This window comes from Shewanella insulae (genome assembly GCF_009831655.1).
Classification (GTDB): domain Bacteria; phylum Pseudomonadota; class Gammaproteobacteria; order Enterobacterales; family Shewanellaceae; genus Shewanella; species Shewanella insulae.
The window spans coordinates 183534-197739 of record NZ_WRPA01000007.1 but is presented as its reverse complement, the minus strand read 5'-3'; the positions used below and the strand labels follow the sequence as shown (position 1 = coordinate 197739).

Here is a 14206-nt window from a genome sequence, read left to right as displayed (position 1 = left end):
CTCACCCGTCCGCCGCTCGTCATCTTCAAAAGCAAGCTTTTGAAATGTTACCGCTCGACTTGCATGTGTTAGGCCTGCCGCCAGCGTTCAATCTGAGCCATGATCAAACTCTTCAATTAAAAGTTTTGTTGTTTGGCTGATGCCAAACGACTCAATGAATTCTGATTCATATAAATGACTCGGAAGAATCATCTACATGTTTGTACATATTGCTATGGACTCTCACTGTCTCTAGTGAAACTAGATTTAGTAAATCATGCATTGAGATTTAAATCGTTTTCGATTAACTCAATACCTGTGAGTGTCCACACAGATTACTTGATAAATTGTTAAAGAGCATTTGCACATCTCGGTAGTTCCGAGTGGCTAGGGCTGCGTATTCTACGCAATCCCTTGTTCGCGTCAAGCAGTTTTTGCAAACTTTTTGAGGCTTCACTTTTCAGTGACTGACCACCCTATCGCCTTAGCTACCAAGTGTTTCGACGCTGCGTTGTCTGCTTTGCCGTGTCAGTGGATGCGCATTATAGGCAGTTATGATTTGGGTGCAAGGGCTTTTTCAAAGATCGACGATCGCAAGTCGATCTTTTAATCGCTTCGTTTAATTAAGGAGCAGAATGGGGGGGAAATCACACAGTTTAATCCGCAATAGCCCAATATCAAAGGTGGCTAAAGTTCGTTTTTTCATCAATATGCTAGTGTAATTGCTAATAATTCATTACCATATACGAGCTGTTAACAGTTAATTATCAATTCCTCAGAGAACCTATTATATGCAAAAGCCATTTCTTATTGTTTTGATAGTCGCCATCCTAGGCGCATTGGCAATATCTCAATTCACACCAGAGCTTTATTCAGCTATCGCATTTTTCACAGGTGCTATTATTGCGAGTGTAATTTTTACACTTATGTCATCTCCTTCTAGCCCGACAGGCAGCGATAACTATACGGGGCCAACCATGACCCTCTATGTAGGCAACCTACCTTATCGGGTTCACGAAGGCGAAGTGAAAGAGTTATTTGGTAAATATGGACCAGTGAGCTCGGTCAGATTGGTTCGCGATCGCAAGACGGGACGCCGTAAAGGGTTTGGCTTTATTGAGATGTCAGAAGCTGGTGCTAAGAAGGCGATGACCAAGCTGAATGAATTCGAATTCCAAGAGCGTACTCTCAAAGTTCGTGAAGCTAAGTCTCAAGATGCAGATAAAAACGAAACAGCTCAGTCAACGAACTAAATAACGACTCAGTCTTATTTAATTGCCCTATAACCTAGCTGCCTGATTTCGATAGGCTACCGTTAAAGACGGTAGCCGATCTGAACCCCCAGGCAGCTAAGGTCTTCCTTAATCCCTCGGAAATTGTATTCGTCGTGTGGAGCGCCTGACTCTTACCCCTCTCTCCGCTCATGCTCGTCTCGAGCAGGCTCACTACCCTGGCCGCGATGGCATTGGATGAATCTAAAAGATGTACCGCCTCACCAAAGTAACTTTGTAGCTCCTCTCTCAGAATTGGAAAATGAGTACAACCCAAGACCAGAGTATCCAGCCCCGATGCTTTGATCGGCGCGAGGATATTATGCAGCGCCTCACTATCGACAGGCCTTTGCGCCATCTTGTCCTCGGCCAGATAGACCAGCTCGGAGGAGCCAAATCTGTCCACACGGCAATCACTAGCAAACTGCTCGATGAGATCTTGGGTGTATTGACGATTGACCGTCCCAGGCGTTGCCAACAAACCCAGATGCTTATTACGCGATAGGACCGCCGCAGGCTTGATTGCAGGAACGACGCCCACCACAGGGATTCTTAAGCAGGCTCTGAGTGCCGGTAGGATAAGGGTACTGGCACTATTACAGGCCACAACCACGATATCGGCCTGGCATTGAACAACGGCCTGACTAATTAAGGTCACACAACCTTGGATCAGCTCCTGTTCGTCGAGTTCGCCATAGGGCAACCTTGCATTGTCAAACAGATAATAATAGTTCGCGCTGGGAACTTGCTCTCGCACCGCCGCCAATATCGACAGACCCCCTACCCCAGAATCGAATACGAGTATATTGGCTGACAAATTTACTCTCCCACAATAAAAAGACCTGCATTTCAAAGCAGCGATTTTTTCACATTCGCGATAAAAGCTAAAGCCATTCCCCAGGCAAACGTCTATTCGATAGAATTATTACCCTGGGAAACTCCACTACAATGTTAGCCCCCCCCTAGACATCAACGACAAGTAGTATACTATTTGCGCCCCCAGAGACAGTAACGGTGTTAAGAAATGAATGTAGAAGCAATGGATCCCCAGCAATATGACGCGCAGCTCGATGTGAAACGTCAGAAACTAGCTCAGCTATTTGCCGACTTCGAGACACCCGAACTGGAAGTGTTTGCCTCACAGAAAGCCCATTACCGTATGCGCGCCGAGTTTCGCGTATGGCATGAGGGTGAGGATCTCTACTATTACATGTTCGATAAGGCGCAGAACCAGAAGGTGCGCTGCGACCAGTTCTTACCGGCGAGTCAGTTGATCAACGACATGATGCCCGAGCTGATGGCGGCCCTGCGCCCCAATCAAGTCCTGCGTCACAAGCTATTCCAGGTGGACTTTCTCTCAACCCTCAGCGGTGAGATCTTAGTGTCACTCCTGTACCACAAGCAGCTCGATGCTCAATGGCAAGAGGAAGCTCAGGCACTGAAACAGGCATTATCGGCTAAGTTCAAGGTAGACATTATAGGCCGGGCCCGCAAACAGAAGCTGGTAATGGATCGCGACTTCGTCATCGAATCCCTCCCCGTCAACGGCAAGGAGCTGATCTATAAGCAGATCGAGAACAGCTTTACTCAGCCTAATGGCGAGGTAGCGATCAAGATGCTGGAATGGGCCATCGACATCACCCAAGACACCAGCGGCGATCTGTTAGAGCTCTACTGCGGCAACGGCAACTTCTCTATCGCCCTGGCACAAAACTTCAATCGCGTGCTTGCCACCGAGCTAGCCAAGCCTTCGGTCGACTCTGCCCAATACAACATAGAGGCGAATCAGATAGATAATCTGCAGATCATCCGCATGTCGGCGGAAGACTTTACCGATGCACTGGCCAAGAAGCGTAGCTTCAGACGCTTAGAAGGGGTGGATCTGGACAGCTATGACTGCAATACCATCTTCGTCGACCCGCCGCGAGCCGGCCTGGATGACAATACTCTGTCTATGGTGCAGGGCTATGAGCGCATCCTTTATATCTCTTGCAACCCAAATACCCTGCTGGACAACCTCAAGGTATTGGACAAGACCCATAAGATCACCCGCTTCGCGCTGTTCGACCAATTCCCCTACACAGATCATATGGAATCTGGCGTGTTGCTAGAACGCCGTTAATCTAAAACGAGCATCAAAAAAAGGGGCCAACAGGCCCCTTTTTTCATACAGATAACTCTAGCGATGTTCCATCTTCTGCTGCAGGCATTCGGCACCTTTAGCCACCATGCGTAGCTGAATCACCAGACGATCGGCCAAGATCTTACGATCGACCCGTTTCATGTCCAGCGCCGCGGCGCCGGCATTGAATACCAAGGTCACTAAGGCTTCCGCCTGGGCCCTTGCCAGCTCGGGGGTACGCTTGGTGGTCGCCTCGGTATAGTGAGCCAACTCAGAGATAAAGTGCTCAATCTCTCTCGCCACCGCCGCGCGAAACGGCGCCGAGGTGCCCGAGCGCTCATGCAACAAGATGCGAAAGACGTTGGGGTTAGATTCCAAGACTTCCATAAAGGTATCGACAGATATGCGGATCACGCTGCCGCCGGCCTCGGCACGCTGACGCCCCTTGCGCATCATCTGTCTCAGGGTCAAGCCGCCCTCATCCACCATGGTGAGGCCCAGCTCGTTCATATCCTTAAAATGGCGATAGAAGGAGGTTGGCGCGATATTGGCCTCTCGAGCCACTTCCCGCAGACTCAGGCTAGAAAAACTGCGTTCGGCACTTAATTGATTAAATGCCGCATCGACCAAGGCGCGACGCGTTTTTTCTTTTTGCTGTGCTCTGATACCCATCATGATGAATCCACTAGATAAAACTCAATCCGACAATAATACCTTCTTTAATGCAAAAACGCAGCCCACCTTGACCTGCCCCATTAAGTCAGTAGAATTAGCTTACAGCTGTACGCTCAACAAGAGAACCTGGACATAATAATGAAAAAGCCTCCCCTCATCTGGACCAACATTTTACTCTTTGCCATCACCTTCTTAGGTGCTGTCATCCTAGTACCCTGGTACGGCATCACCTATGGCTATGGCGTGGCAGAATGGGTCGCCTTTGTCGGGCTCGCCTTCGCCAGCGGCTTGTCGATAACCGCCGGATACCACAGGCTCTGGTCACATCGCACCTACAAGGCGCACTGGTCGGTACGCTTTCTTTTTGCCTTAGGTGGCGCCCTGGCGCTGCAGAATAGCGCCCTGCACTGGTCGTCGGATCATCGCATCCATCACAAGCATGTGGATGACAACGACAAGGACCCCTATTCGGCTAACATGGGTTTCTGGTACAGCCATATCGGCTGGATGTTGAGGGAGTATCAGGCGCAGCGTTATCACGATTACAAGAACGTCCGTGATCTGCAGAATGAGAAAATTGTGATGTGGCAACACAAATATTACTTGCCGCTTCTCATCATAATGAACATCGGCCTGCCGGCGCTACTAGGCTGGCTCAATGGCGATGTCTGGGCCATGCTGCTGATGGCGGGCCTGTTACGTCTGGTGGTCGTCCATCACTGCACCTTCTTCATCAACTCGCTAGCCCACATCTGGGGCAACCAACCTTACACAGACAAGAACACGGCGCGCGACAACGGCGTGCTGGCACTATTTACCTACGGCGAGGGCTATCATAACTTCCACCACATCTTCGAGAACGACTATCGCAACGGTATCCTCTGGTGGCACTATGACCCTACTAAGTGGCTGATCAACGCCATGGCCTGGACCGGGTTGGCCAACAACCTCAGAGTCACCCCCCAGGAGCGGATCGAGAGCGCCAAGCTACAGATGCAACTGAAGAAGGCGCAGCACAAGGTCACACAGCTGGCCAACCACGAAGAGATCCTGGAGAAGCTCCACGCAGAATATGATCTGCTCAAGACTCACATTGCCGATTATTATCAGGCCCAAAAGGAGCTGCTGGAAGCCAAGCGCAAACAGCTGACCACACATCAGCTGATGCAGCAGGTAGAACACCTGAAACAGGAACTCCTGGCACGCCAGAAGCAGTGGAAGTCCCTCACCACAGGCTTTGCCTAATCCAATCTCGAAAAGCCATCCCACGGGGTGGCTTTTTTACACCTGAAAAACAACTCTAATGACAAACATCGTACGGCCTCCAGTGTCTCACATCTATCATCTGCGACGATTGAAGTGGCGCACCTATGGGTCTATCATGAGCGGCTCTCCACTTCATCCAGAGATAGTTTGCGGTTATGTCAGCAGAAAAGATTAAACTCACCGAATACAGCCATGGCGCAGGCTGTGGTTGCAAGATTTCCCCTAAGGTACTGGGCACCATACTCGCTTCTCAGCTACCCAGCTTTGACGATCCTAACATTCTGGTAGGCAATCAAACCCGCGACGACGCCGCCGTTTACCGGCTTAACGACGAAACCGGCATCATTAGCACCACTGATTTCTTCATGCCGATTGTGGATGATCCCTTTACCTTCGGCCGCATCGCCGCCACCAATGCCATCAGCGACATCTACGCCATGGGGGGCACTCCTATGATGGCCATCGCCATTCTTGGCTGGCCGGTCAACACCTTACCTGCAGAGATCGCTCAACAGGTGGTCGATGGCGGACGCCAGGCCTGTAAAGATGCCGGGATCATGTTGGCTGGCGGCCACAGTATCGATGCGCCAGAGCCTATCTTCGGCCTCGCGGTAACAGGCCAGATCCCCTTAAACGAACTCAAACAGAACGACACAGCCAAGGCAGGTGACAGACTCTATCTGACCAAGCCGCTAGGTATCGGCATACTCACAACGGCGCAGAAGCAGAAGAAGCTTGCCGAGCAAGATATCAATATTGCCCCTGACGCCATGTGTCAGCTGAACAAGATAGGCGCCACCATCGCCAAGATCCCAGGCGTTAATGCCATGACAGATGTGACAGGCTTTGGCTTGGCAGGCCACCTGATCGAGATGTGTCAGGGCGCAACGCTGGCGGCCAGGGTCGATCTAAGCGCCCTACCCATGCTGCCTAAGGCAATGGACTACCTCAAGCTTGGCTGCATTCCAGGTGGCACCCATCGCAACTACGACAGCTACGGCGAGCATCTTCCCCAGGTAAACGACGAGCAGAAAGCCCTATTGTGCGACCCGCAAACCAGTGGCGGCTTGCTGATTGCCGTATCAAACAGCCATGAGGCCGAGCTGCTTACTCTGCTAGAAAAAGAGGGGCTGCCCACACAATGTATTGGTGAGCTAGTGCCTCAATCCGAGTCGCAGCCACTGGTGGAACTGATCTAATGGGCCATCTAAACGACAAGATTATCCCCGCGAGTGAATATGCTCGAATCCTGGCATCTGACCATCCCATCATGGATGTTCGCGCCCCCATAGAATTTACCAAGGGCGCCTTTCCCGCCAGTAGCAACTGTCCCCTGATGCGTGACGATGAGCGACAACAAGTGGGGACCTGTTATAAGGAGCGAGGCCAGGACGCCGCCATCGCCCTCGGTCATTCCCTGGTATGCGGCGAGGTCAAACAGCAGCGGGTCAATGCCTGGCTCGCCTATCTCGACGCCCATCCCGAAGCCTATCTCTATTGCTTTCGTGGCGGACTGCGCTCTCAGCTGACTCAGCAATGGCTAGCCGAGGCCGGTAGAGCCGTGCCCTACATTCAAGGCGGCTATAAGGCGATGCGTCAGTTCCTTATCGACACCATAGACAGGGCGCCGGAGGTGAAACCTATGTTGATCCTCAGCGGCATAACCGGCAGCGGTAAGACAGACTTTCTGTTGCAGCGGCAAGAGGCAGTCGATCTCGAAGGGCTCGCCCATCATAGGGGCTCGAGTTTCGGTCGCTACCATGAGGCGCAGCCGACGCAGATCAACTTCGAAAATGGCTTAGGGGTCGCCCTGTTGAAACACCAACAGAGCGCCGCGCGGGATCTGCTGCTAGAAGATGAGAGCTATCTCATCGGACGCTCTGCGCTACCCAAGGCTTTCTACATGGGGATGCAGACCGCCAGCGTCGTCATCCTTGAGGAACCGCTGGAGGCCAGGCTGACACGTCTGCTGGACGAATATGTCCATAAGATGCATCAAGGCTATGTAGAGCGTCTGGGCGAAGAGGCCGGATTCGACGCATTTAGTGAGTATCTGGCAAACAGCATCTCAGGCATCAAGAAACGCCTCGGCGGTAAGCAACACGACGAGCTGCAACAGCTGATAAGAGACGCATTAGCGGTGCAGCTGCAGAGTGGCAATACCCAGGCGCACCTTGAGTGGATCGAATTGCTACTGAGCAAATATTACGATCCCATGTATCAGTATCAGATAGCCAAGAAAGCCGAGCGGGTGATCTTCCAGGGCGACCATAAGGCTATGCATCAATGGTTGGATGAATACGCCGTTCGCTAGCACACTAAAACCTTATAAAGTGAAACCACCGAAAACATAAAGCCAGGCATGATGCCTGGCTTTATGTTTAACCCTTGCAAAAACGGTAAGCCGCTAGGATGCGGGTAACATGGCCTCGACCCGCTCGCGCAGCAGATGGCGGTTAGCCTCGGTACCCGACACCACATCATCGAGATCAACCGATATCTTAGACCAGAAGCGTTTGGGTCTGGTGCTCAGGGCATGACCATCCTTATGACTGAAGTAGGAGCCCCAGAGGCCACTGAGCGCCATGGGGATCACTGGGACAGGATCGCGGGCGAGGATCTTGTCGATGCCGGGGCGGAATTCGCCCAGCTCACCGTTAGGGGTAAGGCGTCCCTCGGGAAAGATACACACCAAGTCTCCATTGGCCAGCGCCTGATGAATAGCCTCGAACGCCTGATTATAGGTTGCCTCACACTGGCGCGGGGAACAGATGGGGATCACTCCCGCGTGGCGAAACAGATACTTGAGCAGCGGCATCTCGCTGATAGACTTATCCATCACGAAACGGATCGGACGGGTCGAGGCGCCCATGATGATCAGCGCGTCCACATAGCTGACGTGATTGCACACTATGATGCCGGCGCCCTCGCAGGGGAGTTTGTCGCGGCCTGTCACGGTGACGCGATACAAAATATGGCTCAGCAGATAGCTGACAAATCTCTGGGTAAACTCAGGCACCTGACTATAGACATACAGGGCAACCACGGCATTGAGCAGCGCCAACAATAAGAAGAGATCTGTAATGCTCCAACCTAGGCCCTCCAACAGCAGAATAGACAGCGCAGCCGAGACCACCATGAACAGGGCATTCATTATGTTGTTTGCGGCGATTGCCTGAGCACACTCACCCCTATCGGCGCGCGACTGAATGAAGGCATACAGAGGCACGATAAACAGACCACCGCTCACCCCCACCATAAACAGGGCAAACATCACCCGGTAATGCTGCGACTCGGCGATGAAGCTACTAAAGCTATAGACGGTCTCGGCCTGGGCCGGCAACTCGGGGAGTGACCACAGCAGATCCACGCCAAACAGGGTCAGCCCGGCCACACCGAAGGGCAAGAGACCCAATTCCACGTGTCCAAAAGAGAAACGCTCACACAGGAAGGAGCCCACCGCGATACCGATAGAGAATAGGGCCAACAAGAGCGACACCACTGTCGCATCGGCGTGCAGATGCAACTTGGCAAAGTTGGGGAACTGAGTCAGATAGGTCGCCCCGAGAAACCAGAACCAGCTGATCGCCAGGATCGCCATCCAGATACTCGGGGTCTTTCTGACTTTAGCTATGCCGCGCCAGGTGCCCGACAAGGGCGCGAAACGAATCTTAGTGATCGCTCCTTGAGGCGGCATGGCTGGAATCGCCCGGCTGGCCAGGTAACCGGCAACGGCCAGCACAAACACGGTCGCCGCGGTAGCGATAATGCCCTTGTCGCTGGCCACCAGAAGCCCGGCGCTGAGTGTGCCTATCAGGATCGACAAGAAGGTGCCCATCTCTACCCAGGCATTACCCGTCACCAGCTCATCTTCCGCTAAGGCCTGAGGCAGGAGCGAATATTTTACCGGCCCGAAATAGGCCGACTGGCTGCCGGTTAAGAAGAGCAACACTAACATCACCATATAACTCTGGCTCAGAATCGCCATGGCCGCGCAGGACATGATCACCAGCTCCAGCTGCTTTAAGCGTCTGATCAATTTGGCCTTATCCATGTTGTCGGCCACCACTCCCGCGTGGGCGGAAAACAAGAAGAAAGGCAGGATAAACACGCCGGCGGCGAGGTTAACGAACAGGTTTACGCTGATGGGCAGTTCCTCTATCTGGCTATAGGTCACCATCAGAAGCAGCACATTCTTGTAGATATTGTCGTTGAGTGCCCCCAGGCACTGAGTGGCAAAATAGGGAAAAAACCGCTTGGTTAACAGCATAACGCCTCCTTGTGATAACCCAATCCTTTAAGTTGAACCGCGATATGGTGGCGAATGGCCTCCTCGATACTTATCCCGGGAGCAAAGAGCTTATCGTCCAGCGCCAGACACACCAAGCCATGCACGCCCCCCCACAGGGCTCGGCTCGCCAGTAATCGTTGCTCACCGGATAGCTCGGGCAACAGCTCGCCCAGGCAAGACTCTATCAAGGCAAACAGCTGCGCAATAAGCCGGGCATGATGCTCGCTCAGCCCCTGCTCATCGGTTGCCTTAAGCTCGAAGATCAGCTGAAAGGCTCTAGGCTGCTCGAAGGCAAATTGCTGGTAGGCGTTGGCCATCGCCTCGAGTGGATTCGAGTCATAGGCTTGAGAGACTTGTGCATTAGAAACCAGGCACTGGTAAAGCTGATCCAGCGTCAACTCGGCGACGGCTAGTAGCAGACCCTGATAGCTCCCGAAGAGATTCACCAGGGTGCTGGGCACATAGCCGACAACTTGAGCCACCTTGCGCAGGCTCAGGCTATCGAGTGACTCGACCGCCAAATGCTGCAGCACGGCGGCGGTTGCCATCGCCCGAATCTCATCATGAGTATGTTCCTTACGTCTTGCCATCTCGGCTCCATCCCTCTGTCAATTTGCGTTCAAGTTACCAGCAAGCAAAATAAAAAACAATGTTCATAATAAGGTTATTTTTCGGCGACCAGAATAAAGAGGGAAATTTATCGGCTGAGTGTCATGAGAACTCTGTCTTCGTCTGGACCGAAGTAGTCGGCCTCCAGCCCTTGCTCGACAAAGCCTAACCTGGCATAGAGGTGCCTGGCAGGATTATCCGGCGCCACGGTGAGCTTCACCTGTGTCACGCTAGCGGGTAGCGCGCTCAAGGACTCTACAATCAAACGCCTGCCTATGCCTCGCCCCTGAGCGGCACTATCGACTGCGACCGAGAGGATCCAGGCACTATCTACCCGTTCGCTCCTGGCCAGCAGTATGTAGCCCAGTAGACATTCGTTTTCGTCACAAGCGACTCGCAGTCCGCTTGGCCAGCAGTCGAAACTCTGGCGAAAGAAGAAGTCTGGATAGGCATGAGCACCAAATAGTCCCTGCTCCAGACGATAGAGCGCCTGCAGCTGGTGCTTACCAGCCGCCTTGATAGAAATATGAGGGAGATTATTCACGGGTTAACAGCTCGTCCCATGGCAGGTGGGTCGATCCCACGACGATAAAGTTGGGATTCTCTAGTGATTCACGCTCGTTATAACTCAGTGGCTGTAGCTCGAGATCCATCACCTGGCCGCCCGCCTCTTCGATGATGATCTGCGCCGCGCCCGTGTCCCACTCACCCGTAGGACCGATACGCACATAACAGTCGGCTCGGCCTTCTGCCACCAGACAGCTCTTAAGCGCCGCACCGCCCAGCACCACTAGCTCGCAGTGTTTGGGATGATTGAAAAGCTTCAATACAGACTGCGGATCCTGACGACGACTCACCGCCAGGCGCAAACAAGGCTCATCGTCTGTGGTGAGCTGTTTGCTGGCGATACGCACCTCCCCCTTGCCGCTGCGCTTATAGGCGCCCAGGCCAGCCACGGCATAGTAGACCACACCAGTCATGGGCACATAGACCACGCCCATGATAGGACGATTGTGTTCGACCAGGGCGATGATCACCGAGAAGTCGCCGCTACCGGCGATAAATTCACCCGTGCCATCTAGGGGATCCACCAACCAGTAACGCTGCCAATCGGCACGCTCGGAGAAAGGAATATCGGCATCTTCTTCTGAGAGAACCGGGATCTCTGGCGTGAGACTGCTTAGCTTGGAAGATATGATCTCATGGGCCGCGATATCGGCTGAGGTCACCGGGGTATTATCGGATTTCACCTCTTTGTCAAAGTTACCTTCGAGGTAGATCCCTTTGATGGCCTCTCCCGCCTCGATGGCAATCGAAATCGCCTGCTCCACATATTCTTCTGGCTTCATCACAACTCCAACAGCCTACATCTGGCAATGCCTAATATGATAATCTGGATTAACTACTTTAGTTTTAGATGTTTCTGTGCCAAAAACAAGGCACTAACGCTTCGAGATTCGGAAAAGTCGTCTTCTAACAACAACTCAGACCACTGGCTCAATGGCCAGCGTACCACCTCTATGGGTTCGGGCTCATCACCCTCCAATCGACTCTCATACAGATCTTCGGCGACGAAGATCTGCATCTTGCTGGCAAAATAGCCAGGCGCCAGGCTCAGCTCCATCAGATGGGTCAACTTACGGGCGCCAAAGCCGATCTCTTCCTGCAGCTCACGGTTGGCTGCCTCGGCATGGGTCTCGCCGGGATCCACCAGGCCCTTAGGGAATCCCAGCTCGTAGCTGTGGGTACCCGCCGCATATTCGCGCCCCAGCAGGAGTTCCTCGCCATGCACAGGCACCACCATCACGGCGCCGCGGGCGTTACCCTTCATGCGCTCATACTGACGCTCGACCTGGTTGGAAAATTTTAAATGCACCTGCTCTATCTGAAACAGACGGCTCTGAGCAACAACTTCGGCATGTAGGATCTGCGGCTTTTTGTCCGGCATGAAACTTCCTGATAAAAATGGCGTTTGCTTAACCACTCAATCTTACTATGATGGGCCTAATCCACAACTCAAACCATGGAATTTTTTTACTCGTTTTATGTTTCCCTGGAATAAGATAGATACCGTGCTGCTGGATATGGACGGCACCCTGCTGGATCTGCATTTCGACAACCATTTCTGGCTCAAGTTGGTGCCTCAGACCTTGTGTCAACAGCGGCAGATCCCACAGAGCGAGGCCCAGCAACTGGTGGAGAGTGCCTATGCCAAAGTCTTCGGCACTCTGGAGTGGTATTGCCTGGAATATTGGCAGCAAGAGCTGGATCTCGACATTATGGCGCTACACCACAACCTGGTCGACAGAATCCAGCTGCGTCAGGACAGTATGCCCTTTCTCAGCGCGCTCGCCAGACACAGCAAGCGGCGCATCTTGGTCACCAACGCCCATCCCCATAGCCTGGCGTTAAAACTCAAACATACAGATCTTGCAAGCGGACTGGATGAGATGCTCTCCAGCCACACCACCGGGTATCCCAAGGAACACCCACAATTTTGGCGTCACCTGTTTAATCATTTTTCCTTGGATCCTAGCCGTTGTCTGTTTATCGACGACAGCGAGCCCATACTGCAGGCGGCCAAGAAGGCCGGCGTCGGCTACCAGCTGGGGATCAAGAATCCCGACAGCCAGAAGCCTCACAAGCAGTTTGCCGACTTCCCCGCCATCGACGATTACCATCACCTGCTGGTCTCCCTAGAACAGGCACAACTCGGCTAATTATTGGTGGAGGGCGCGCTAATCGCTTGATGAGATAGGGAGAAAACCTGGTTAATACTTGCACTGTATAAAATACTGTATATACTGACAGGTACTGTATGGAAAGACAGGATTAATCATGAGACCCTTAACCCCAAGACAAGCCGAGATTTTAGATCTGATTAAACGCAATATTGCCGACACCGGCATGCCGCCTACCCGTGCGGAAATTGCGCGCCGATTAGGCTTTAAGAGCGCCAACGCCGCCGAGGAACACCTCAAGGCGCTGGCCAAAAAAGGCTGCATCGAAATCATGCCCGGCACCTCACGCGGCATCAAGCTCACCCAAGAGGAAGAGCCTGAAGATCTCGGCCTGCCCCTCATAGGCCAGGTGGCCGCCGGTGAGCCCATTCTGGCCCAAGAGCATGTGGAGCAACACTATCAGGTTGACCCTAGCATGTTCCGCCCCAGCGCCGACTTTCTGCTGCGCGTCAAGGGCGACAGTATGAAAGATATAGGTATTCTCGAGGGCGACCTGCTGGCGGTACACAAGGCCGAACAGGCAAGAAACGGGCAGGTCGTGGTTGCCCGTGTAGAAGATGATGTAACAGTTAAACGCTTCGAGAAGCGTGGCAGCACTGTCTTTCTACATGCCGAGAATGAAGAGTATTCCCCTATCGTCGTGGATCTCACCACCCAGAGCCTAAGCATCGAAGGCTTGGCCGTCGGCGTTATTCGAAATGGAGACTGGCAATGAACAACCTCATGGGCATGGCACCGCGTCATCCAGGGCTGTGGGCCGATCTCGACAGCTCGCTTAAGCGCGGCGATAGTAACACTATCTCTACCACGGCAAGCTCCACTCAAGGCAAGCAGGAGCTCCAGGCCCTCACCCCAGAACTGGCCAGACTCAGTCAACAGGGGCAATGGGTCGTGTTAATCAGTCCGCCTAACATAGGCTACAAACAGATGCTGGCCGACGGCGGTGTACGTATGGATCGCATCCTCTTGGTACACACCAAGGATGAAGTCGAGACCCTGTGGGCCATGGAAAAAGCCCTCACAAGTGGTACATCCAGTGCGGTGATCTGCTGGGCGCAAACCTTGGATGCCCGAGACAGTCGCCGCCTGCAGATCGTCGCCAAGAATACCCGCGCACTAGGGGTGGTGATCGAAGATGCGAACGGTCACTTACCTGCCAAGGCGTTTTCCCAAAAGGATCTCGGTGGCCAGACCATGAGCCTGTTCAGTTCGCTACATTGATATTCCGCGCGTTACCTTTCCATACAGACGC

The 14206-nt window shown here is 53.0% G+C and carries 15 protein-coding genes and 1 rRNA gene; 8 read left to right on the top strand and 8 right to left on the bottom strand.

Annotated elements, in window-relative coordinates:
• Positions 1 to 119 (bottom strand): 16S ribosomal RNA (locus GNT65_RS10080); the annotation flags it as partial.
• Positions 120 to 770: 651 nt separating this feature from the next.
• Between GNT65_RS10080 and GNT65_RS10075 the strand changes: the two genes are divergently transcribed.
• Positions 771 to 1232, top strand: a complete 462-nt coding sequence (locus tag GNT65_RS10075; RefSeq protein WP_160795800.1) for an RNA recognition motif domain-containing protein — start codon at positions 771 to 773, stop codon at positions 1230 to 1232.
• Positions 1233 to 1266: 34 nt separating this feature from the next.
• Here the strand turns inward: GNT65_RS10075 and murI are convergent, their stop codons facing one another.
• Positions 1267 to 2067, bottom strand: a complete 801-nt coding sequence (gene murI / locus GNT65_RS10070) for a glutamate racemase (protein WP_160795798.1) — start codon at positions 2065 to 2067, stop codon at positions 1267 to 1269.
• A 207-nt stretch (positions 2068 to 2274) separates the two neighbouring features.
• Between murI and trmA the strand changes: the two genes are divergently transcribed.
• Positions 2275 to 3372: a tRNA (uridine(54)-C5)-methyltransferase TrmA gene (gene trmA, locus GNT65_RS10065; protein ID WP_160795796.1), complete on the top strand. Its 1098-nt coding sequence runs from the start codon at positions 2275 to 2277 to the stop codon at positions 3370 to 3372.
• Positions 3373 to 3429: 57 nt separating this feature from the next.
• On the opposite strand, the gene fabR is transcribed toward trmA, so the two are convergent.
• Positions 3430 to 4044, bottom strand: a complete 615-nt coding sequence (gene fabR / locus GNT65_RS10060; protein ID WP_041509741.1) for an HTH-type transcriptional repressor FabR — start codon at positions 4042 to 4044, stop codon at positions 3430 to 3432.
• A 141-nt stretch (positions 4045 to 4185) separates the two neighbouring features.
• On the opposite strand from fabR, the gene GNT65_RS10055 reads away from it, so the two are divergent.
• The 3 genes from GNT65_RS10055 (at position 4186) to mnmH (ending at position 7627) form a co-directional block, all read left to right on the top strand.
• Positions 4186 to 5292, top strand: a complete 1107-nt coding sequence (locus GNT65_RS10055) for a fatty acid desaturase (protein ID WP_160795794.1) — start codon at positions 4186 to 4188, stop codon at positions 5290 to 5292.
• A 176-nt stretch (positions 5293 to 5468) separates the two neighbouring features.
• On the top strand, positions 5469 to 6512 hold the full coding sequence (gene selD / locus GNT65_RS10050; protein WP_160795792.1) for a selenide, water dikinase SelD: 1044 nt from the start codon (positions 5469 to 5471) through the stop codon (positions 6510 to 6512).
• Positions 6512 to 7627, top strand: a complete 1116-nt coding sequence (mnmH, locus tag GNT65_RS10045; RefSeq protein WP_160795790.1) for a tRNA 2-selenouridine(34) synthase MnmH — start codon at positions 6512 to 6514, stop codon at positions 7625 to 7627. The genes selD and mnmH overlap by 1 nt, the downstream gene beginning before the upstream one ends.
• A gap of 93 nt (positions 7628 to 7720) precedes the next feature.
• Here mnmH and GNT65_RS10040 read toward each other — a convergent pair whose 3' ends face one another.
• The 5 genes from GNT65_RS10040 to nudE all read right to left on the bottom strand — a co-directional run bounded on the left by GNT65_RS10040 (position 7721) and on the right by nudE (position 12161).
• Positions 7721 to 9583, bottom strand: a complete 1863-nt coding sequence (locus tag GNT65_RS10040; RefSeq protein ID WP_160795788.1) for an MFS transporter — start codon at positions 9581 to 9583, stop codon at positions 7721 to 7723.
• The gene (locus tag GNT65_RS10035) at positions 9574 to 10194 is read right to left on the bottom strand and encodes a TetR/AcrR family transcriptional regulator (protein ID WP_160795786.1); all 621 of its coding nucleotides are present in this window, start codon (positions 10192 to 10194) and stop codon (positions 9574 to 9576) included. Before GNT65_RS10035 ends, GNT65_RS10040 begins: the two co-directional genes overlap by 10 nt.
• A gap of 107 nt (positions 10195 to 10301) precedes the next feature.
• Positions 10302 to 10757: a GNAT family N-acetyltransferase gene (locus GNT65_RS10030; protein ID WP_160795784.1), complete on the bottom strand. Its 456-nt coding sequence runs from the start codon at positions 10755 to 10757 to the stop codon at positions 10302 to 10304.
• Positions 10750 to 11562, bottom strand: a complete 813-nt coding sequence (cysQ, locus tag GNT65_RS10025; RefSeq protein ID WP_160795782.1) for a 3'(2'),5'-bisphosphate nucleotidase CysQ — start codon at positions 11560 to 11562, stop codon at positions 10750 to 10752. The genes GNT65_RS10030 and cysQ overlap by 8 nt, the downstream gene beginning before the upstream one ends.
• Before the next feature lie 53 nt (positions 11563 to 11615).
• Entirely contained in the window at positions 11616 to 12161 is a 546-nt protein-coding gene (nudE, locus tag GNT65_RS10020) for an ADP compounds hydrolase NudE (protein ID WP_160795780.1), read from the bottom strand.
• Positions 12162 to 12258: 97 nt separating this feature from the next.
• Between nudE and yrfG the strand changes: the two genes are divergently transcribed.
• From yrfG to GNT65_RS10005, 3 genes are all read left to right on the top strand, one after another.
• Positions 12259 to 12933 carry a GMP/IMP nucleotidase gene (gene yrfG / locus GNT65_RS10015; RefSeq protein ID WP_160795778.1) on the top strand — a complete coding sequence of 225 codons (675 nt, stop codon included), beginning with the start codon at positions 12259 to 12261 and terminating at the stop codon, positions 12931 to 12933.
• 118 nt (positions 12934 to 13051) lie between these two features.
• Positions 13052 to 13669 (top strand): transcriptional repressor LexA, encoded by a 618-nt coding sequence (gene lexA, locus GNT65_RS10010; protein WP_160795776.1) that lies wholly within the window; start codon positions 13052 to 13054, stop codon positions 13667 to 13669.
• A complete protein-coding gene (locus GNT65_RS10005) occupies positions 13666 to 14175 on the top strand; it encodes a cell division inhibitor SulA (RefSeq protein WP_160795774.1) in 510 nt (169 codons plus the stop codon). The genes lexA and GNT65_RS10005 overlap by 4 nt, the downstream gene beginning before the upstream one ends.
• Positions 14176 to 14206: the final 31 nt, after the last annotated feature.